The 19,609-nt window shown below is 37.2% G+C and carries 17 protein-coding genes and 2 pseudogenes; 9 read left to right on the forward strand and 10 right to left on the reverse strand.

Features of this window, described 5'->3' with window-relative positions; all coding sequences use genetic code 11:
• Nucleotides 1-8 precede the first annotated feature (8 nt).
• Nucleotides 9-491, forward strand: coding sequence for a GlcG/HbpS family heme-binding protein (locus F933_RS02765; RefSeq protein WP_005058329.1), 483 nt, complete (start codon nucleotides 9-11; stop codon nucleotides 489-491).
• Nucleotides 492-501: 10 nt separating this feature from the next.
• On the forward strand, nucleotides 502-903 hold the full coding sequence (gene uraH, locus F933_RS02770) for a hydroxyisourate hydrolase (RefSeq protein WP_005058330.1): 402 nt from the start codon (nucleotides 502-504) through the stop codon (nucleotides 901-903).
• Nucleotides 904-949: 46 nt separating this feature from the next.
• On the opposite strand, the pseudogene xseB reads toward uraH, so the two are convergent.
• From xseB to F933_RS02780, 3 genes and pseudogenes are all read right to left on the reverse strand, one after another.
• Nucleotides 950-1,181 (reverse strand): annotated as a pseudogene (gene xseB, locus F933_RS16935) (exodeoxyribonuclease VII small subunit).
• 189 nt (nucleotides 1,182-1,370) lie between these two features.
• Nucleotides 1,371-2,012, reverse strand: a complete 642-nt coding sequence (locus tag F933_RS02775) for a CatB-related O-acetyltransferase (protein WP_005058331.1) — start codon at nucleotides 2,010-2,012, stop codon at nucleotides 1,371-1,373.
• 303 nt (nucleotides 2,013-2,315) lie between these two features.
• On the reverse strand, nucleotides 2,316-3,092 hold the full coding sequence (locus tag F933_RS02780) for an AraC family transcriptional regulator (protein ID WP_005058332.1): 777 nt from the start codon (nucleotides 3,090-3,092) through the stop codon (nucleotides 2,316-2,318).
• 101 nt (nucleotides 3,093-3,193) lie between these two features.
• Between F933_RS02780 and F933_RS02785 the strand changes: the two genes are divergently transcribed.
• From F933_RS02785 to bla, 3 genes are read left to right on the forward strand one after another with little or no spacing between them, the layout of a single operon-like run.
• Entirely contained in the window at nucleotides 3,194-4,339 is a 1,146-nt protein-coding gene (locus F933_RS02785; RefSeq protein WP_005058334.1) for a multidrug effflux MFS transporter, read from the forward strand.
• 28 nt (nucleotides 4,340-4,367) lie between these two features.
• Nucleotides 4,368-4,877 carry a Rid family hydrolase gene (locus tag F933_RS02790; protein WP_005058336.1) on the forward strand — a complete coding sequence of 170 codons (510 nt, stop codon included), beginning with the start codon at nucleotides 4,368-4,370 and terminating at the stop codon, nucleotides 4,875-4,877.
• The gene (gene bla, locus F933_RS02795; RefSeq protein ID WP_228127862.1) at nucleotides 4,837-5,775 is read left to right on the forward strand and encodes a class A beta-lactamase; all 939 of its coding nucleotides are present in this window, start codon (nucleotides 4,837-4,839) and stop codon (nucleotides 5,773-5,775) included. Before F933_RS02790 ends, bla begins: the two co-directional genes overlap by 41 nt.
• Nucleotides 5,776-6,303: 528 nt before the next feature.
• Here bla and F933_RS17525 read toward each other — a convergent pair.
• Nucleotides 6,304-6,523 (reverse strand): annotated as a pseudogene (locus F933_RS17525) (tyrosine-type recombinase/integrase); the annotation flags it as partial.
• Between the two features lie 353 nt (nucleotides 6,524-6,876).
• Nucleotides 6,877-7,803, reverse strand: coding sequence for a LysR family transcriptional regulator (locus tag F933_RS02805; RefSeq protein WP_005058343.1), 927 nt, complete (start codon nucleotides 7,801-7,803; stop codon nucleotides 6,877-6,879).
• 92 nt (nucleotides 7,804-7,895) lie between these two features.
• Between F933_RS02805 and F933_RS02810 the strand changes: the two genes are divergently transcribed.
• Nucleotides 7,896-8,537 carry a LysE family translocator gene (locus F933_RS02810; RefSeq protein ID WP_005058345.1) on the forward strand — a complete coding sequence of 214 codons (642 nt, stop codon included), beginning with the start codon at nucleotides 7,896-7,898 and terminating at the stop codon, nucleotides 8,535-8,537.
• Between the two features lie 46 nt (nucleotides 8,538-8,583).
• Here the strand turns inward: F933_RS02810 and F933_RS02815 are convergent, their stop codons facing one another.
• The 4 genes from F933_RS02815 to F933_RS02830 all read right to left on the reverse strand — a co-directional run bounded on the left by F933_RS02815 (nucleotide 8,584) and on the right by F933_RS02830 (nucleotide 13,169).
• Nucleotides 8,584-10,536 carry a family 2A encapsulin nanocompartment cargo protein cysteine desulfurase gene (locus F933_RS02815; protein WP_005058347.1) on the reverse strand — a complete coding sequence of 651 codons (1,953 nt, stop codon included), beginning with the start codon at nucleotides 10,534-10,536 and terminating at the stop codon, nucleotides 8,584-8,586.
• Nucleotides 10,511-11,443: a family 2A encapsulin nanocompartment shell protein gene (locus F933_RS02820; protein WP_005058349.1), complete on the reverse strand. Its 933-nt coding sequence runs from the start codon at nucleotides 11,441-11,443 to the stop codon at nucleotides 10,511-10,513. The genes F933_RS02815 and F933_RS02820 overlap by 26 nt, the downstream gene beginning before the upstream one ends.
• Before the next feature lie 219 nt (nucleotides 11,444-11,662).
• Nucleotides 11,663-12,601, reverse strand: coding sequence for a serine O-acetyltransferase EpsC (gene epsC, locus F933_RS02825; RefSeq protein ID WP_005058351.1), 939 nt, complete (start codon nucleotides 12,599-12,601; stop codon nucleotides 11,663-11,665).
• A gap of 58 nt (nucleotides 12,602-12,659) precedes the next feature.
• On the reverse strand, nucleotides 12,660-13,169 hold the full coding sequence (locus F933_RS02830) for a rhodanese-like domain-containing protein (RefSeq protein ID WP_005058353.1): 510 nt from the start codon (nucleotides 13,167-13,169) through the stop codon (nucleotides 12,660-12,662).
• Nucleotides 13,170-13,612: 443 nt separating this feature from the next.
• On the opposite strand from F933_RS02830, the gene mfd reads away from it, so the two are divergent.
• From mfd to F933_RS02845, 3 genes are all read left to right on the forward strand, one after another.
• Nucleotides 13,613-17,074: a transcription-repair coupling factor gene (gene mfd, locus F933_RS02835; protein WP_167539056.1), complete on the forward strand. Its 3,462-nt coding sequence runs from the start codon at nucleotides 13,613-13,615 to the stop codon at nucleotides 17,072-17,074.
• A gap of 195 nt (nucleotides 17,075-17,269) precedes the next feature.
• Nucleotides 17,270-17,704: an HIT domain-containing protein gene (locus F933_RS02840; protein ID WP_005053297.1), complete on the forward strand. Its 435-nt coding sequence runs from the start codon at nucleotides 17,270-17,272 to the stop codon at nucleotides 17,702-17,704.
• Between the two features lie 49 nt (nucleotides 17,705-17,753).
• Nucleotides 17,754-19,196, forward strand: coding sequence for an adenylate/guanylate cyclase domain-containing protein (locus tag F933_RS02845; protein ID WP_005058357.1), 1,443 nt, complete (start codon nucleotides 17,754-17,756; stop codon nucleotides 19,194-19,196).
• A 65-nt stretch (nucleotides 19,197-19,261) separates the two neighbouring features.
• Here F933_RS02845 and fdx read toward each other — a convergent pair whose 3' ends face one another.
• On the reverse strand, nucleotides 19,262-19,600 hold the full coding sequence (gene fdx, locus F933_RS02850) for an ISC system 2Fe-2S type ferredoxin (RefSeq protein ID WP_005058360.1): 339 nt from the start codon (nucleotides 19,598-19,600) through the stop codon (nucleotides 19,262-19,264).
• Between the last annotated feature and the right edge of the window lie 9 nt (nucleotides 19,601-19,609).

The raw sequence follows: 19,609 nt of genomic DNA on the forward strand, positions 1-19,609 counted from the left end.
GAATCAATATGAGTAAGCTTAAAATTCTTGGTTTAACGTTACTGTTCAGTAGCACTGTTGCACACTCTGTGGAGCTGAAGCAAGTTTATTCATTGGATCTTCAAACAGCCAAAGTATTAGCCAGTGAAGCTGAGCGTGTATGCAAAAACATTCAGCAAAATATTGCAGTCGCAGTCGTTGATCAAGGTGGTAATACGCTTTATGCACACCGTCATGAGTCTGTGGGTCCACACAATTTAGATGCTGCAGAGCAAAAAGCATTTACAGCATTATCAACGAAAACAGCAACCTTGGCTTTGAGTCAAACAGCAAATAGCAATCCTGATGCAAAAAATTTGACCACCGTGTCTAAGCTGCTGTTATTGGGCGGTGGACTACCTATTCGATATCAAAATCAAGTGGTCGGAGCGATTGGCATTGCTGGAGCAGGCGGTGCTAAAAACGATGATTACTGTGCTACATCTGCCATTCAAATATTGAAAAATCTGTGAGGAGTTTGTGATGTTAAAGAAAATCTTACCTTATTCGCTTATCTTATTCTGTTCAGCAGCATTTGCTGAACAGAACCCATTGAGTGTCCATGTTCTAAATTTGGAAAATGGTTTACCTTCAGCCAATGTTGAAGTTGTTCTTGAAAAAAGCTCTGGTGATCAGTGGATAAAATTGAATCAGAAACTTACGTGTGAAAATGGGCGGATTACTGCGCTATATCCTGAGAACAAAGCGTTGGAAAAAGGGGTTTACAAAGTGACCTTTAAAACTGAGGCTTGGTTCAATCAACAAAAGCAACAAACCTTTTTTCCAGAAGTTCCTGTGATTTTTAAAGTGGATGGAACCGTTAAACATTATCATATTCCTTTATTACTCAGTCCTTATGGTTATTCAACCTATCGCGGAAACTAGAATATAAAAGTGTTGAACATATATTTTCCTTATCGCGTACAGTAAGTTAGCTAGTGTTGAATGTTTCATTCAATGCTAGTTGTACTGCGTTCACTCTTAATTTACATGCCTTGTAAGCGGTCATTGATTCTTCCGCAATTTTCATCAGATTATCGATGTCTAGTTCTTCCTGTGCTTATAGTAATTCAGAATTTTTTAAGTAATGCGTAACCTTTTTTAAAGCTTAGCTCATTTTTACTCTTTAGTGCTTCATTTATATCAAATTTTATTGTTCTCATATGTTTAAATAATCTAAATTTTTTTGATTAGAGTCGGTGTATGGATTTAGTAGCAATTTCTTAACGAGATATCATCACAGGCTGAATAATTGTATTTATTATAAATCTAATCATATTAAGTAAGAAATATTGGCTTATTCATTTGACAACAATACTTTTGTATAAGCCTTTTAAAAGAGACTATTAAAATCAAGAGTTGATTAATTGATCGTATTTAAGCTTTAGTTTATTTATATCAGACTGTATTAAATATGGGATTAATTGATCAAAATTTTCAGGTTCTAAATCATATAAATTTAAATTTAGAAGTTCTTCTATAACATTATCGCTGAAGCGCATTTTTACAGCTTTAGCAGGATTTCCTGAAACAATGCTATAAGGTGCAACATCTTTGGTTACAATACTGCCTGAAGCAACAATTGCACCTTCTCCAATAGTAATTCCTGGCATAATCATAGCTCTCATACCAATCCAAGCACCATCTTGAATTATCGTATCTCCTTTCATTTGATATGCTTCAGTAATATGTTCCATAAATGGATATAAACTAAACCAATCCGTACGATGTGTATTATTTCCTCCCATAAGGATGACAGCTTCTGCTGCAATACATACATAACTACCAATATATAGCCGATCTATTTCCCATAAAGGCTCCCAAGCTTTTAAACTATATTCATCACCATACAGATATCGTACTACGCTTTGTTCAAAGGAATCACTCCATGCATTGCTGTAGTGACTAGTTGTACCTTTAATATGAATATTTGGATTTTTTACTGTCTTGTGTAAATATTCAACTTGAAACCAATGAGGTTTGTTCATTAGCATGATTTAGATCTTAACTATTCGAAGTAAAAAAATTTAAATATATTTAATAAGTGTAGATATATATTAAATGTTATATTATGTAATTTTTGCAAATAGTAAAAGATACAATTAAAAAGGGTTTAGAGTTATTTATAAATATTTTTTAGTCAGGTTAACTTTGTCATATTTTTTGCTTTCAATAAGAGGATTTCATTATACATACTGTTAAGTATGCATAGTATGATTTGAAAATTTATTGCTAGCTAGAAGGAAGTTTTATTGTTTAATTTTTATGTAATAAAGCTAACTTTAAATAATATTAAATCAGGTTAAAAATGGTAGATCATTATAATTATTGGGAGTAACCCCTGTGTACTGACGAAAAAAAGCTATGAAAGCACTATCACTTGAAAAGTCTAAGAATTGTGCGATTTCATTTGTACTCTTATTATCAGCTAACATCTCCATTCCTTTTAATAGTCTCCATTGCTGGCGCCAACTTTGATAATTCATTCCTGTATCCCTTATAAAAATTCTACTAATTGTACGCTCACAAGCACCTATTTTTTTTGCTAAAACATTTAATCTTAGTGGCAATATACCTTGATGAATTTGTTCTATCCATATAGATAATCGATCATCTTGAGGGAATTTCAAATCCCAGCTTTCTTTCGGAGCAGTATGAAGCTCATCAATAAAAACATTAAGAATGTTATTTTGACAGTCTGTAGGCATAGTCCAAGGCCAAAAAGACATACGCTCAATAATTTCAAACAAAAGAGCGTTCACGGAAAAAACCTGTAATGGAGTTTTTGAAAATGGTAAATCTATTGAAAAATATAAAGAGCGATATGCAGTAACGCCTCTCATCATAACGCGATGTACAACACCAGCTGGAATCCACATAGCCCGTCTAGCTGGCAACAGGTATAAAGTTTTTTCCATTTCTATAGTCATGCAACCAGTTGTGGAAAACAAGAGTTGATGGCGGCTATGAGAATGTGGACCCGAGTCATGAGTAGGCATATCTGCAGCAATCCCAACTACTGGTATAGTGAAATAATCTGCATTAAAACAAGTTTCTGAACTAATTTTTACCACGGTGTCCGATTTTAGATATAAATAGTCTTTATTATTGTAATTAGACTTAAAATTTATCGCAATAATATTAATAATTTAATATTTCAGAGAAAATTTTAGCCATGGCAAGTCGTCCACCATTATGGATATTAGTTCTACTAATTATGTTTCCACAATTGGTAGAAACGATTTATAGCCCAGCATTACCCAATATTGCTTTATCTTTTAATATAACTAATGAACGCGCAGCTCAAACTCTTTCGGTATACTTTTTTGCTTTCGCAATTGGTGTAGCGTTGTGGGGGCGGTTGAGTGATGTCATAGGACGACGTCCTGCAATGATTCTTGGTCTAATTATTTATGCATCTGGTTCACTTTTAGCAATTGTCGCTCAAGACTTTAATGTATTGCTATTTGCTCGCATGATTTCTGCTTTAGGTGCAGCTGCAGGATCTGTAGTTGTTCAAACAATATTAAGAGATAGTTATGAGTCAATAATTTTGGCAAAAGTTTTTTCCATTATGGGAGCAGCAGTAGCTGTCAGCCCTGTATTTGGATTAATAAGTGGTGGCTGGATAGTGAGCCTATATGGTCATATGGGCATATTTATAGGATTAACGATACTCGCAATAATTTTAATTCTACTTGTAATTTTTAGTTTACCTGAAACACGTCCAACGTATTCAATTAAACAAAATATAATGAAATTATCATTTTTAATGGCAAAAGATACTAAGCTTTGGCTAAATGCAATCTTAGTTTCATTATTCAATACGATGATCTTTAGTTATTACAGTTTAGGCCCTTTCTTATTTGAAAGACTAGGGTGGGAATCAAAAGAATTTGGATGGACAGGTTTGGCTTTAGCTATCTCAGCTTTATTTGCTAGTTATTTAAATCGTAGATTATTAGCAAAAAGCTTTAAACCTGAAGAGCTAATTCAATATGCTTGTCTATTGTCTATATTATCTAGTGTATTTGTTTTTTTATTGCAAAACTCTCTATGGGTTATTGTTCCAATTTTAGGTGTGGTGATGGCCTATAGTATTGCCATTCCAAACTTACTTAGCCAAGCTTTAATTAGCTATCGTGCGCAAGCTGGAACAGCAGGAGCTTTATTTGGTTTTATTTATTATTTTTTATTAAGTCTGATGCTAGCTATTTCTGGCTTAGTACAAGATTTAGGACTCGTATTAATAGTTTGTGCGCTAACAGCATATTTATGTAAATCAAATTCTATCAACTTCTTAAGATCGTATAGTAATTAATGCGTATACATTATCAAAGGTATTTATAATGAAGTATTTAGTTGTCCCCCTAATATTTATTGTATGTAACAGCATTATGAAGACATCTTATGCGGAAACTATACGTTATAAAAATAGCAAATCTAATGTTCCTGTTGCGACAGCTGTCGAGGTACCACCACTATATTCAACAGTCTATTTATCTGGAAAACTACCAATTAGGAATAGTTATGATAACAATACAAAAAAACAGACTATTCAAGTTCTTAAAGAGATAGAAAAAAGCTTATTGAACATGGGTTTAAGTTTAGCTGATATTGTTAAGCTTCAGGTTTTTTTAGTTGGTGTACCTGAGCTAAATAATAAAATGGATATTGATGGCTTTTCACAAGCTTATATTGAGTTTTTTGGTACTAAACAGCAACCGCATCTACCTAGCAGAACCTTAGTTCAAGTTGCTGCTTTATCTAACAATATGTTAGTTGAAATTGAAGCCACTGCAGTTCGAAAAGTGAATAGTGAAAAATCATCAGCAAAAGATATTTTCCAAAGAGATTGATTTTTTTCAAGCGTTTTTTTTAATGGTAATGATGGATATGAATTTAATGTCAAAAAGTCAAAGTGTGATTGGCACACTTATATTTACAGTATGTATTTCATCGACTAATGCTTCACCATTAGAGGATAAAGTGAACTTGCTTCAACAAAAAGGATGGAAGGTTGGTGTATCAATATTTGATTCTAATTCCAAAAAACTTGAATCAGTAAATGGAGATACTCGTTTCCCATTAGATAGTACTGTCAAAGCTTTAGCATGTGCAAACGTACTTTCAAATGTAGATAAAGGATTGTTATCTTTAGAAAATAAAGTATTGATCGAGGAAAAAGATGTTGTTTCACACTCTCCTGTCACAATGAAACTTATAAATAAAAGCATTACGCTTAGAGATGCTTGTGCTGCAACAACAGCTTATAGTGATAATACTGCTGCAAATATCGCTATATCTTCAGTTGGAGGTCCTCAAAAATTAACTCAATTCATGAGAGAGTTAGGCGATACAAAAACAAGGTCTGATAGATATGAACCAGAACTTGTTATTAATCCAGAATTTGATTTAAGGGATACAACAACTACTGATGCAATGAGTGAAAGTTTAAGTAAGTTACTAGTTGGAAATACACTTTCTAAAAAATCTAGAGAACAACTTAAAAGCTGGATGATGGATAATAAGGTTGCTGACAATATGCTACGAGCGAGGTTACCAAATGGCTGGTCAATAGCAGACCGCTCTGGGGCTAGTGATTATGGTATTAGAGGTATAACATCAATGGTGTGGTCAAAGACTCAAGAACCCTTATTTATAAGTATATATGTAAGAAAAAGCAATACTACACTTGATGAAAGATCAAGAGTAATTAATGAAATTGGCGAAGTTATTTTTAATAGATATAATTAAAAACTAAGATATATGACCTGATCGATAGAAAGCTATTTCATTTCTTAATTATATTTGAAATAGCTTTTTTAACTAATATTTAAAGTCAATACATGCTAAATTTATTAATCTCAAAGATTTCATTGAAAGATATATTGATATCAGTAAACAGCTCCTCAAATTGCATTATCTTTAGCCATTCGACAAATTTAATATCAATTAAATCAAAAAAATCGACATTTTTTAAATCCCGCCCAACTTGTTCCCAAAAATCAGAGTAAAACTTTGCAAAATTAATTACGTAAGAAAAGTTCCCGTAATAATATGAAATATAACTTCGTATATGTATTGGAAGATTTACTACTACATGACTAAGAGCAAAATTAATTTTTAATTGTTGATTATTCCATATATCTGAATTAGGAAATGGGAGTTCAAGATTATTCTCCGACATCCATAATGAAGATCTTTTCATATTCAGCCTTAATTATATTTGATTAGAGTAAGTATAACTTTTAGTTAATTTTATTTGTGTAAATTTTTTTAAAATCAAGCACTTGTTTCTGGCTTCGTAACAAATATAACCCAATCCGCCATATGTCTGTTACATTTTTCAAGATAAGCTCCAAGTTAAGCAGCTTTAACTTCGCGAGGCAGCTTATGAGCCAGGGCATGATGGCAGATCTCACGAGAATAAACAGTTCTGTCAGCTGACCAGATCGAAAGCCATGTGAAGTAATAACACGATTTTTGGGGGATCAGTATAGCCTTAGTAATTTTATGATGAATTAATATCTGATCAGCATAAATCAAAGATCTGCTAGAAATGTTTTCACGGCAATTGAGGATTCTTGATGTATTATCATCAAGTCGATGAATTAAATAATTTTCAATAAATAAACACAAAAAAATTAGTAAAATTTTTTGTAGTAAAAATAGTAGTAAAAAAATTAAATATTTTCATTAGGGTCTGTTGACATTTCATAAAGGTAACCAGATGTATATAAGCTAAAGCAACGGCATTTGAATTTTACTTACTTGTTATTTTTTATACTGCAAATGTCAACACTCCCTAACTGGTCAATTTTTTATTTTTGAAAGTTATACCTAATATTTAGGTCGTTAGATAAGAATAGGTTCCGCTGCTAATTTTTCTGCCAGATATTGAATGAACACACTCAATTTAGGTGGAACATGACGGGTAGGTGGATAGAGCAACCATGCACCACCACTATAATTGGTTTTAAAATGCCAATCAGGTAAAGCTTGAACCAAACTCCCTTGTTCTAAGGCATGGCGTGCCACGAAATAAGGCAAACTGGCAATGCCTAAATGCTGCAAAGCAGCACTCAGACGCACGCCAGTATGATTGGCTGCATAACGACCACGGACGGGTACAGTAATCGATTTCTGTTCTTGCTGGAATTTCCACTTCGAATCATTGGCTTGTTCACCTAAATAAATACACTGGTGCTGCTTTAAATCATGTGGATGTTGCGGTATGCCATTTTTCTGTAAATATTCAGGTGTAGCACAAATTAAATGATCAATATCAATCAGTTTACGTCCCATCAATCCACCTGGCGGTTGTTCAGTAATGCGAATCGCTAGATCTACACCATCATCAATCAAGTCAATATAGCGGTCTTCCAATAGCAGTTGAATATCAATTTTTGGATACAGTGCCAAGAATTCAGGTAGATGCGGATGTAGCATAAAATGCCCAACGGCTTTGGGCACACTGATCCGAATAATACCCTGTGGTTCAATATGAAACTGACCTGAGCTTTCCATCACCGCTTGTGCGGCATTGACCATGTCGACACAGCGTTCATAGACCTGTTGACCACTTTCACTTAAGCGCAGTTTACGGGTCGTACGATGTAATAAACGTGTGCCTAGAGCCCGTTCTAAACGGGCAATCGCACGGCTTACTGCAGAAGGGGTTGAACCGAGCTGACGTGCCGTTTCAGAAAAGCTTTCGGTTTCGACAACTTTGACAAAGGTTGCCATTTCATTTAACAGAACCAGACTTTGATTTGTGCTCATGAAGCAAAAGTTATTTGGATTTTGATTGGATTATCGCGCTTTAAAAAGCGAAATACAATCTTTTTCCTGTAGTCATGATGGAGATAAATCAAATGTGGCAGTTGTATGGACATGAGTTTCTGGCCTTGGCATTGATCCATTTTATGGCAGTCGTTTTACCAGGTCCTGATTTTATTATTACAGTACGACAAAGTGTTCGATATGGCTATTTGATTGGTTGTATCACTGCAATCGGCATTGGTGTCGGCATTTCGGTGCATGTGTTTTATACCTTGGTGGGTGTTGGCGTGCTGATCCAGCAAAGTGTCTGGTTAATGTCGGTATTACGCATAGCTGGAGCGGTTTATTTGATTTATTTGGGCTGGCAATGTTTACGTAGTCAACCGAATGCCAATCTGGATATTTTGGCAGGTGAGGTGATGGGTAAACCGAGTTTAATCCAAGCCTTTAATATGGGATTTCTAACCAATGCGCTGAACCCCAAAGCGACAGTTTTCTTTCTGGCGATTTTTACTACCATTGTTAGCCCGACCACACCGTTAAAGATTCAAATTGGTTATGGCATCTGGATGTGTCTAGTCAATGCTGTGTGGTTTATTTTGGTCAGCATTTTGTTTGCTCAGCCTGTTGTACGGAAACGCTTTTTAGAGTTTGGGGTGTATTTTGAGCGGGTGATGGGGGTTATTCTCGGTGTAGTTGCAATACGATTGATTTGGAGTGTTGCATTTGCCTGAACATAAAAAAGACTGCGCTGAGGCAGTCTTTTTTATTGGAGAGGGGTTAGGCACTTCGTTTGTTTCTGGTCAGTTGATGTAAGACTGACACCAGCAAATCAATTTCTTCCGTGGTGTTATAAAACGCCAAAGAAGGGCGTACAGTTTGTTCTACTCCAAAACGACGCAAGATCGGTTGAGCGCAATGATGCCCTGAACGCACTGCAATCCCATGTTGATTCAGTGCCTTACCCACTTGTTCGGTTGAATAACCGTCAAGGGTAAAGGATATGACACTGGCTTTGTTTCTCGCAGTGCCAATCGGTCTCAAACCTGCGACGCTGCTTAACGCATGCTCGCCATATTCCAGTAAGTCATGTTCATAACGGGCAATATTATGAATGCCAAGGCGCTCAACATATTCCAAAGCAGCACCTAAACCCACCGCATCAGCAATATTACCTGTTCCTGCTTCAAACTTATTTGGGGCAGGTTGGTAAACCACTTTTTCAAAGCTCACATCCTGAATCATATTGCCGCCGCCTTCCCACACTGGCATGGTCTCCAGAATTTCAGGTTTGGCATAAACTGCACCAATGCCTGTCGGTCCAAATACTTTATGCCCTGAGAACACAAAGAAGTCAGCATCAATCGCTTGTACATCAGTTGGCATATGCGAAACAGATTGAGCACCATCGACCAATACGCGGACACCTTTGGCATGGGCAATCTTGATCACTTCTGCCACAGGTGTGACCGTACCTAAGGCATTCGACACTTGGGTAATCGAAATCAGTTTGGTGCGCTCATTAATCAGTTTTGGCAGTTCTTCCAAAATGATTTGCCCCGTATCATCCACAGGAATGACACGAAGCTTGGCACCGACTTTTTTGGTGAGCTGAAACCAAGGTACGATATTGGCGTGATGCTCAAGATGCGAAACAATAATCTCATCATCTTCACCAATATTCTGTTCGCCCCATGTCTTGGCAATCATGTTGATGCCTTCGGTGGTGCCACGAACAAAAATAATTTCTTTTGATGATTTTGCTCCAATAAAACGTGCCACCACATTACGTGCATGTTCATAGGCGTCGGTTGCACGTGCTGCCAGCTCATGTGCAGCACGATGAATATTGGAATTTTCGTGCTGATAAAAATACGCAATGCGATCAATCACACTTTGTGGCTTCTGCGTGGTCGCTGCATTGTCAAACCAAACTAAGGGCCGCCCATTGACGCGTTCTTGCAAAATGGGGAAGTTACGACGGATCGCTTGAATATCCAAGGGCTGAGCGGCATTGGCAACAAACTGTGGTTGTGAAGGTTGGTAAGTGCCATAACCCGCGTTGCTTTGTGGCAAATCTAAAAAGTAGAAACTTGAAGATGCAGTACTTTTGGGTTGGGTTGAATTCGGCTGATCTTGCTGCAACAAGCTTTTTAACGCATCGCCATGTGGTAATTGAAATGATTGTGCAGTAGCAAAACTGGCAGCATCAAATTCAGAACTTGATGTGCTGGGTGCTGCAAAATCACTTAAAAAATAAAATGGAGATGCCTCGCTTGCCGATGGATGAGAAGGTTCAACCAAAGGCACATTCGGTGCACTATGAATGGCCTGTGGAAAATTCGGTTCAATCGGTGGACGAGGTAAATTTGCTCCCCCAACCACTGGCGCAGAAGCAATCGCACGACGTTCAGGATAATCTGGATAGTTTGGAATATGCTCGGGATATTCAGGATTCAAACTTTTTTCATAAGCAATATTGGGCGCACGTCCACTTAACGCTGCTAAAGGTTCAGCAGGCTGGGGTTGATGGGGAGGTGTACCGACATTGGGCAAGTCCAAATTCAAACCAGAAGGGTGGCTACTGCCTGAGCTTGGCAGCGTAGCAAAAAACTCAGAGGCAAGCCTTGAAAGTGTTGCTTCATCTGGAAAGTTGGACGGTGGGCTAACACCGACCACTTCTGAACCCGTCGGACTACCGTGTACATTACTTGTAGATAATTGGGTAGTCATGATACTTGTCCACCTCCACATCTTCGAGTATAGCCAATGCATCTTCAGTCAATACCGCCAATGAGCAGTATAATGAGATCAGATAAGACGCAATCGCATTACGGTTGATGCCCATGAAGCGTACAGAAAGGCCAGGAGATTGTTCACCTGCTAAACCTGGTTGGAATAATCCCACCACACCTTGGCGTTTTTCACCCACACGCAGTAACAAAATTTTGGTTTTACCGTCTTCTACAGGAATCTTATTCGATGGAATCAGTGGAACACCGCGCCATGTGATGAACTGTGAACCGAATAAACTCACGGTTGGTGGTGGAACACCACGACGGGTACATTCACGACCGAATGCAGCAATCGCATCTGGGTGGGCAAGGAAGAAGCCTGGTTCTTTCCAAACTTTACGAAGTAAATCATCGAAGTCATCTGGCGTTGGTGGACTATTCAGAGTAGAGATACGTTGGTCATCTGCCACGCTTGCCAATAAACCATATTCAGGGTTATTGATCAGCTCGCTTTCTTGACGTTCTTTAATGGTTTCAATGGTTAAGCGTAATTGTTCTTTAATTTGATCGTGTGGACTGCTGTAGAGATCGGCAACACGAGTATGAATATCTAAAACGGTAGAAACACCATTTAAGAAATATTCACGCGGTTGCGCATCATAATCAACAAAGGTTTGGGGCAACATGGCTTCATCACGTTGTGTACACGCAACTTGGATATCATCGGTATTGCTGACACGGTTAACGCGATAGATACCTGCTTCAACAGGAATCCATTGCAATAAATGTGTAAGCCAACGTGGAGTAATGGTCGAAAGTTGTGGAACGGTCTTGGTGGCATTGGCAAGCTGTCTAGCTGCATGATCACCAAGTGCAAGTTGAACTTTATCGTTGGTTTTTGCCATGAATAAATTTTCCTATTGTGTTTGGCTTTGTTGATAAAATTGTTTATTTAAAAATGCTCTATGAGTTATTCAATAAATCTAAAAAATAATTGAAGTTGGTAAATTATTAATATGAGATAAATCTTATTCATTACTCATATGAATATAGTTGTGAACAATAAATATATTGAGCATGTAAATATTTATTATTTAAAATAAATGCCTTTTAATAAGGTTCTATTAAACTTTATTGCTATATATAAACTCACTTGGTGATTGTAAAATTTGGCTATCTGCTGCAACACTATGTGTTAACCAAACATTTCCTCCAATAATTGAACCTTTACCGATGGTGATATGACCTAAAATAGTCGCGCCTGCATAAATCACCACTTGATCTTCCACAATTGGGTGACGAGCGTAATCTTTCTTCAATGCACCATCATCGGTTAGCTCGAAACGCTTCGCTCCTAAGGTGACTGCTTGATAAATACGTACATATTCACCAATCACGGAAGTTTCTCCAATCACGACACCAGTCCCATGATCGATAAAAAAACCTTTGCCAATTTTCGCGCCGGGATGGATATCAATTCCTGTTGCAGAATGTGCTAATTCGGAAATAATTCGAGAGAGTAAAGGAACGCTTGGGTAGAGCTGATGTGCTATCCGATGGTATATAATCGCGAAAATACCAGGATAACAAAGTAAGACCTCATCGACACTATGTGCAGCAGGATCACCTTCATAAGCCGCACAGACATCAGCATCTAATAAACGTCGAATGTCAGGTAGGGTATTGGCAAAATCTTGTACAATTGTTTGAGCTAGTATGATTTGTTGTTCGTAAAGCAGACGTTCGTTATTTGAAACTGGAATGGGCTTAACACGGCTTTTAGCTTCATAATTTAATGCAAGCTTAACTTGTGAAAATAACTCGCTGAGCACACGGTCAATTGTATAGGCAATATAATAATCTTCAGTTTCTTGTTTTAAGTCACTAGGACCAAGTCGCATTGGAAATAAAATGCCGCATAAATCATCTAAAATTGATTTAAGAGATTCTTTCGAAGGCAGCTCACGCCCACCAAATTCTTTAATTCGATGTTGTTGTTCTCTCCATTCATGTCGTGCAAGTTGCAAACCTTCAAAGACAGGTTGTATTTTCCATTGGCTCATGCGTTTTCCTTGCGAATTAAATTAAAAAAGAGTCTTCAAATTTGATTTTTATTTAACTTTAATCTTGTACCCAAGGTAAGTGATGTATACGCCAGCCGTTGCTTTGATTGCGTTGTTGTTGCTCGTTCAAATCACCTTCAAAACCTTCAAGCACGTTATAAACCTGCGCAAAGCCTGCACTAAATGCAGCCGTTGCAGCTAAGGCAGAACGTTTGCCACTGCGACATAAAAGTAAAATGGTTTTATCTTTGCCAATTTTGCTATCCAACTCTTTTAGGAATCTTGGATTTCGATTAAAGCTCGTGCCAGTAGCCCAAGCGATGTGAATACTTTCAGGAACATAACCTACAAACACACGCTCTTCGTTGGTACGTACATCGACTAAAACAGCTAGACCTTGCTCAACCAAATACCAAGCATCTGTGGGTGGTATGCTTCCAGTAAAATCGAGTTCATTTTCCTCAGCATAATGTTGAGCACGTTGTAATATTTCTAGTGGATTTTTTGATAAACCATCAGTAGCAGAGCTGGATTCTACAGTTTGGGTAGAATCAAATTGAGCATTCATTTTTATGACCTTTAATACAGCTTTGGAATATTTTTTATCTTATTTATATTTTTAAATGCTGTGAAATAATCAAAATTTATTTATATATCTAAATAAGATAAATAAGATAAATAAGATAAATAAGATAAATAAGATAAATAAGATAAATAAGATAAATAAGATAAATAAGATAAATAAGCGAACCATTTAAATAAATTATGAATATATAAATTTATTATGAACTTTTAAAATGCTTTCTAAATGATATAACGGGGCATGATTTGATTTTGTTTTAGATCACTTTGTTTCTAAAATAATTTGGCATTTCAATTGGGAGGAATATTGAAAATATTTTAAAGCTTCGCTCAGAGATGAGTTGCAGAAAATGATTTTATAAGGTGTCGAATTTGAAAAACAACATGTTAAACTAGGCTACTTGTCTTTTAGTACACATGATTTTCTCTATGTTTCAACAAGAAATCTCTCAACTCAACCTACAACAATTCAAAGCAGGTGAGAAACGCTGGATTGGTTCCTTACTCGGATCTTCCGCAGCATTATTATTCAAAGAAATTGCGACTCAAAGTTCAAATCTTTATATGATTGTAGCGAGAAATAATCAACATCTCGCACAACTCGAAAGTGAGCTTGAGTTTTATGGCATCAAACCCATCATTTTTCCCGATTGGGAAATTCTACCTTATGACCGTTTATCTCCTCATCAAGACATTGTTTCCGAACGGTTATCCATTTTATCGAATATGCCTCAAAAAGGTATTTTGCTGATTTCTGCCAGTACATTGGCACAACGGGTTGCACCATACGCTTGGGTTGTTGGTGAGCACTTTGATATTAAAGTTGGACTAAGACTTAATTTAGAGGCACAAAAAAAGCAATTGGTTCAAGCTGGCTATCGTTTAGTAGATACCGTTTATGATCATGGTGAATTTGCAGTTCGTGGCAGTATCATGGATATTTTTGCTTCTGGACAAAATGAACCCATTCGGATTGATTTATTTGATGATGAGATCGAGAGTTTAAAATTCTTTGACCCTGAAACACAAAGAACCACTGAATCCTTAAAAAATTTCACTGTTTTGCCTGCTAAAGAGTTCCCTTTGAAAGAGGGGCGATCAATTTTTAGAGATCGTTACGCAGAAAGCTTTCCGACTGCAAACCCAAAGAAAAATCCAATTTACCAAGATGTACTAGAAGGAATTGCCACACCTGGTTTGGAATTTTATCTGCCTTTGTTCTTTGATAAGAGTTTAATGGAAGCACAAAGTATATTCACTACGTACTTACCAAAGAATTGCGTTGTCATTACAAATAACGAAGTTGAAGATGAATTAATTAACTTTTGGAAAGAAGTGGTAAGACGTTATGAAGATCGTCGTCATAACATAGATCAACCTATTCTTCCGCCAGAAGATTTGTTTTTAATGCCGAATCATATATTACAAGCATTAAATCAATTTCCTAGAATTATCGCGTCAGCTGAAATATTTGATCAGAAAGCTGGGGTTTTGAATCTATCTGCTGAACAGCCACCTAAACTTGCAGTTGATCCTAAAAAACCACAACCTTTCGAAGCAGTTAAACAATACATCGATCAAGCCCAGCATCCAGTTCTATTAGTCGCGGAAAGTGCTGGTCGTCGCGAAACGTTAAAAGATGCTTTACGTTCAGTATTGGGCGATATTCAAAATGTTGAAAGTTTTGCTAAGTTCCAATCTGAAAAATTACAAGTTGCCATTACCAGCGCGCCTCTAGACAGGGGGTTGTTGCTGAGTCATCAGCTTTCAGTTATTTCTGAAAATCAACTCTATGAACACCGCGTAGTACAACGCCGTCGCAAGCGTCAACAAGACGTATCCGAAGAGTTTTTAATCCGTAGTTTGACTGAACTCAATATTGGCGCACCTGTTGTTCATATTGATCATGGTGTTGGTCGTTATGCAGGATTAATCACTTTAGAAATTGATCAACAAGATCATGAATTTTTGCAGCTAGATTATGCAGATGGTGCAAAAGTTTATGTGCCTGTGACGAACTTGCATCTGATCAGTCGCTATAGTGGTGGTGATCCAGATCTTGCACCTTTACACAAGCTCGGGACGGATACTTGGAATAAAGCAAAACGTAAAGCACTAGAACAAATTCATGATGTGGCAGCAGAATTATTACATATCCAAGCACGTCGTCAGTCTAAACCTGGCTTTGCATTTGAACTTGACCATACAGGTTATATGCAGTTTTCGAGTGGTTTTGCTTATGAGGAAACTTTAGACCAAGCAAATGCAATTGAAGCTACATTACACGATATGCAATTGGCTAAACCAATGGATCGTTTGGTGTGTGGCGATGTTGGTTTTGGTAAAACAGAAGTTGCGATGCGTGCTGCTTTTGTTGCGGTTCAAAATAATAAACAAGTTGCAGTTTTAGTACCGACCACCTTATTAGCCCAACAACATTTTGAGTCATTTAAAGATCGATTTGCTGACACAGCTGTACGTATTGAGGTGCTTTCTCGTTTTGGTAGTAATAAAACGCACCTGAAAATCATTGAAGATTTGGCTGAAGGTAAAGTAGATATTGTTGTCGGCACACATAAAATTTTGCAAGAAAATATACAATTCAAAAATCTTGGTTTAATGATTGTAGATGAAGAACATCGTTTTGGTGTTCGAGATAAAGAGCGAATCAAAGCCCTTCGAGCAGATGTTGATATGCTGACTTTAACGGCTACCCCGATTCCACGTACCTTAAATATGGCTTTTTCTGGTATGCGCGATTTATCGATTATCGCAACACCACCAGCACGCCGTTTGGCAGTAAAAACTTTTGTTCAAGAGCATACTGATGATTCAGTCAAAGAGGCAATTCTTCGAGAGTTATTACGTGGTGGGCAGGTTTATTTACTCCATAATGAAGTTGATACGATTGAACGTGCTGCCGAAACTATTCGAAATTTAGTTCCTGAAGCACGTGTTGCAGTTGCGCATGGTCAAATGCGAGAACGTGAACTCGAACAAGTCATGCAACAGTTCTATCATAAAGAATATAACGTATTGGTGTGCTCGACGATTATTGAAACAGGTATTGATGTACCAAATGCCAATACAATTATTATTGAGCGGGCAGATAAATTAGGACTTGCACAGTTGCATCAATTACGTGGTCGTGTAGGACGTTCACATCACCAAGCTTATGCGTATTTATTAGTGCCATCACTTAAACATTTAAAAGGCGATGCAGAAAAACGTTTGGATGCAATTCAACGTGCTTCAACTTTGGGTGCAGGTTTTATGTTGGCAACCGAAGACTTGGAAATACGTGGAGCAGGCGAGTTATTGGGTGAGCAACAAAGTGGTTCGATGCAAGCGATTGGATATAGTTTGTATATGGAAATGCTTGAAAAAGCGACCAAAGCCATTCAAAAAGGTAAAACACCAAACTTTGATGCACCACTGTCATTGACTGCTGAAATTAGTTTGCATATGCCAGCATTAATTCCAGATGATTATTTGGGTGATGTACACCAACGTTTATTGTTCTATAAGCGTATTAGTAATACCGATAGTCAAGAAAAGCTTGATAACATTCGAATGGAGTTGATTGATCGTTTTGGGATACCGCCACAACCAGTAAAACAACTGTTTAGTGTTCATCAAGTGCGTTTGAGAGCTGAGCAACTTGGTATTACGAAAATAGATATGAACAGCAATGGTGGTTATGTCGAATTCGCACCTGATACGCCTGTGCAGGCGATTAGCATCATTCAACTTATGCAAAAAAATCCAACCCATTACAGGATGGAAGGTGGTCAGCGTCTTAAAGTGACGGTGCAATTAGCGGAATACGATAAACGAATTCAGTTCATCAATGATCTTTTAAGTAAGCTGTTAGCTGAGTTGAAAAGTTAGTTGAAAAGTGGATTTTTGCTGCTTAAATGAGCATGTGTAATGCTTTGAAATTGAAGAATCATCTTTTGGTCAGATGTATGCAGAATAAATGAGGAAAATCATTGTTATTTGTAATCAAACAGGTTACTAATAATATTCACATCAAAACTGATGTGGTAGTATTGATCATCATTATTTTGCATCATTTATAAAGATATGTTTAGTTTGCATCCACAACTTGCTCAAGATACATTTTTTGTAGGCGACTTTCCGCTTTCAACATGTCGTTTAATGAATGATATGCAATTCCCTTGGTTGATACTTGTACCTCGTGTACCTGGTATCACAGAGTTATATGAACTCAGCCAAGCAGATCAAGAACAGTTCTTGCGCGAATCAAGCTGGTTATCTAGTCAATTAGCGCGAGTTTTCCGTGCAGATAAGATGAATGTTGCAGCATTGGGGAACATGGTTCCTCAGTTACATTTTCATCATGTTGTACGTTATCAAAATGATGTTGCATGGCCTAAGCCAGTTTGGGGAACACCTGCAGTGCCATATAGTAATGATGTATTGGCTCATATGCGTCAAACATTAATGCTTGCACTACGTGGTCAAGGTGATATGCCTTTCGATTGGCGTATGGACTAATTCACTCAGTAGAATAAAAACATCTTCTATAATAAGAAAGGAGGATAGAGTGCCACTAGATAGGTTAATTGATAAAGAACCTAGGCAGTTCGCATACTTTCATCGTTTGATGGGATATTCGATTCTGTCACTTATTTTGGTAATTTATACATTTACCTCTTCGAGTGCTAGCTATCAACTTTATATCCTTCCTTTATTATTAGTTTACTTTCTGCTTTGTCCTCGATTGGAAAAGTGGCTGCAATATAAGTTTGATAAAAATACTGAAAAAAATGTTCTTTTTGCTTGTGAAGCGGTCATTGTTGCAATTGTTCTATCGGGTATACATCTTAGTTTAGTTCCTACGTTTACCATTCTATTCGCTTTACTCTATGTCGGTTTAAATAACAAAATCACCTTACCAATTTCCTGTCTTATTGGTCTTATCGGTGTTTTAACATTCTATTTCTGTACCTATTTCCTATTTGGTGCGGAAGAATACTTTGAACCAACCAATCCAGAGCTAACAGTGGTTAGCTTACTAGGGTTGATGATGTTTATTGTGATTGGTAATTACTACCAACATCGTCGTTTAGATATCTTAGGACAACAGCGTCAGCATTATCATAATCAAATGACGCGATATATTGCTTTTGCGAATCAATTAAGTCGCTACGCGCCCTTACAGTTATGGCAATCTATTATGCGTGGTGAAGCTGAAGCTAAAATTGAATATAAACGTAAAAAACTCACCATATTCTTTTCAGATATTCAAGGTTTCACCGAATTATCAGAAACACTTATTCCAGATGATTTGGCATTTCTGCTTAATGATTATCTGAGTCACATGACTGAGATTGCTAAGCAATACGAAGCGACTGTTGATAAATTCATGGGTGATGCCATTCTTATTTTCTTCGGAGATCCAAACTCGCAAGGTGTAGAGCCAGATGCGAAATCTTGTGTAGAAATGGCCATCGCTATGCGTCAGCAAATGAAATTGCTACGTGAACGTTGGAAGAAAATGGGTTATCCAGCTTTGCATATTCGTATGGGGATTAGTACGGGGTATTGTCACGTCGGCAATTATGGTGCTTCACATCGTATGGCTTATACAATTGTAGGGCGTGATGTAAACTTGGCTGCTCGATTACAATCCGCGGCAGAAGTGGATGAAATCTTAATTGCTGATGATACACATCAACTGATTAAAAATGAGTTTTTATGTGTTCCTAAAGTACCTATTTATTTAAAAGGTATACAAGGGCCTGTGAAAACTTGGCAAGTGATGGAAAAATTCACGGGTAAAAAGTCGGATACGCAAAAATGGTTCGACTTTGAATACAAGGGTTTTCACTTGGTGTTGAATCTTGAAGAGGTTCAGAATTATGAATATCCTGAGTTGGTTGAAATCTTAGAGAAAATGATTCAAAGAATTAAGACTCAACAAAAAATTACGAATGCACAAGGCATCCCACGACTTACCTTAGATGATGAAGTGAAACAAACATAACTTATCAATTATTACAGTCATAAAAAAACTCCTCTTAAGAGAGGAGTTTTTGATTTGGAAATAGATTAATGATTCTCTGAAGCGTGGTTAATGGTGTATTTAGGAATTTCAATTTCTAAATCTTCATCAACAATTTTAACTTGGCATGAAAGGCGAGAGTCAGGCTCTAGACCCCACGCACGATCAAGTAAATCAGCTTCAACATCATTCATTTCATCAAGGCTATCAAAGCCTCTGCGCACGACCACATGGCATGTTGTACATGCAGCAGACATGTCGCAAGCATGTTCAATTTTAATGCCTTGTTTCAATAAACTTTGGCATAAATTGGCGTTTTGTTCGACTTCAAATTCTGCACCTTCAGGACAGATTTGTGCATGAGGAAGAACTTTAATACGTGGCATATTGATCAC

The organism is Acinetobacter beijerinckii CIP 110307, from assembly GCF_000369005.1.
GTDB lineage: Bacteria > Pseudomonadota > Gammaproteobacteria > Pseudomonadales > Moraxellaceae > Acinetobacter > Acinetobacter beijerinckii.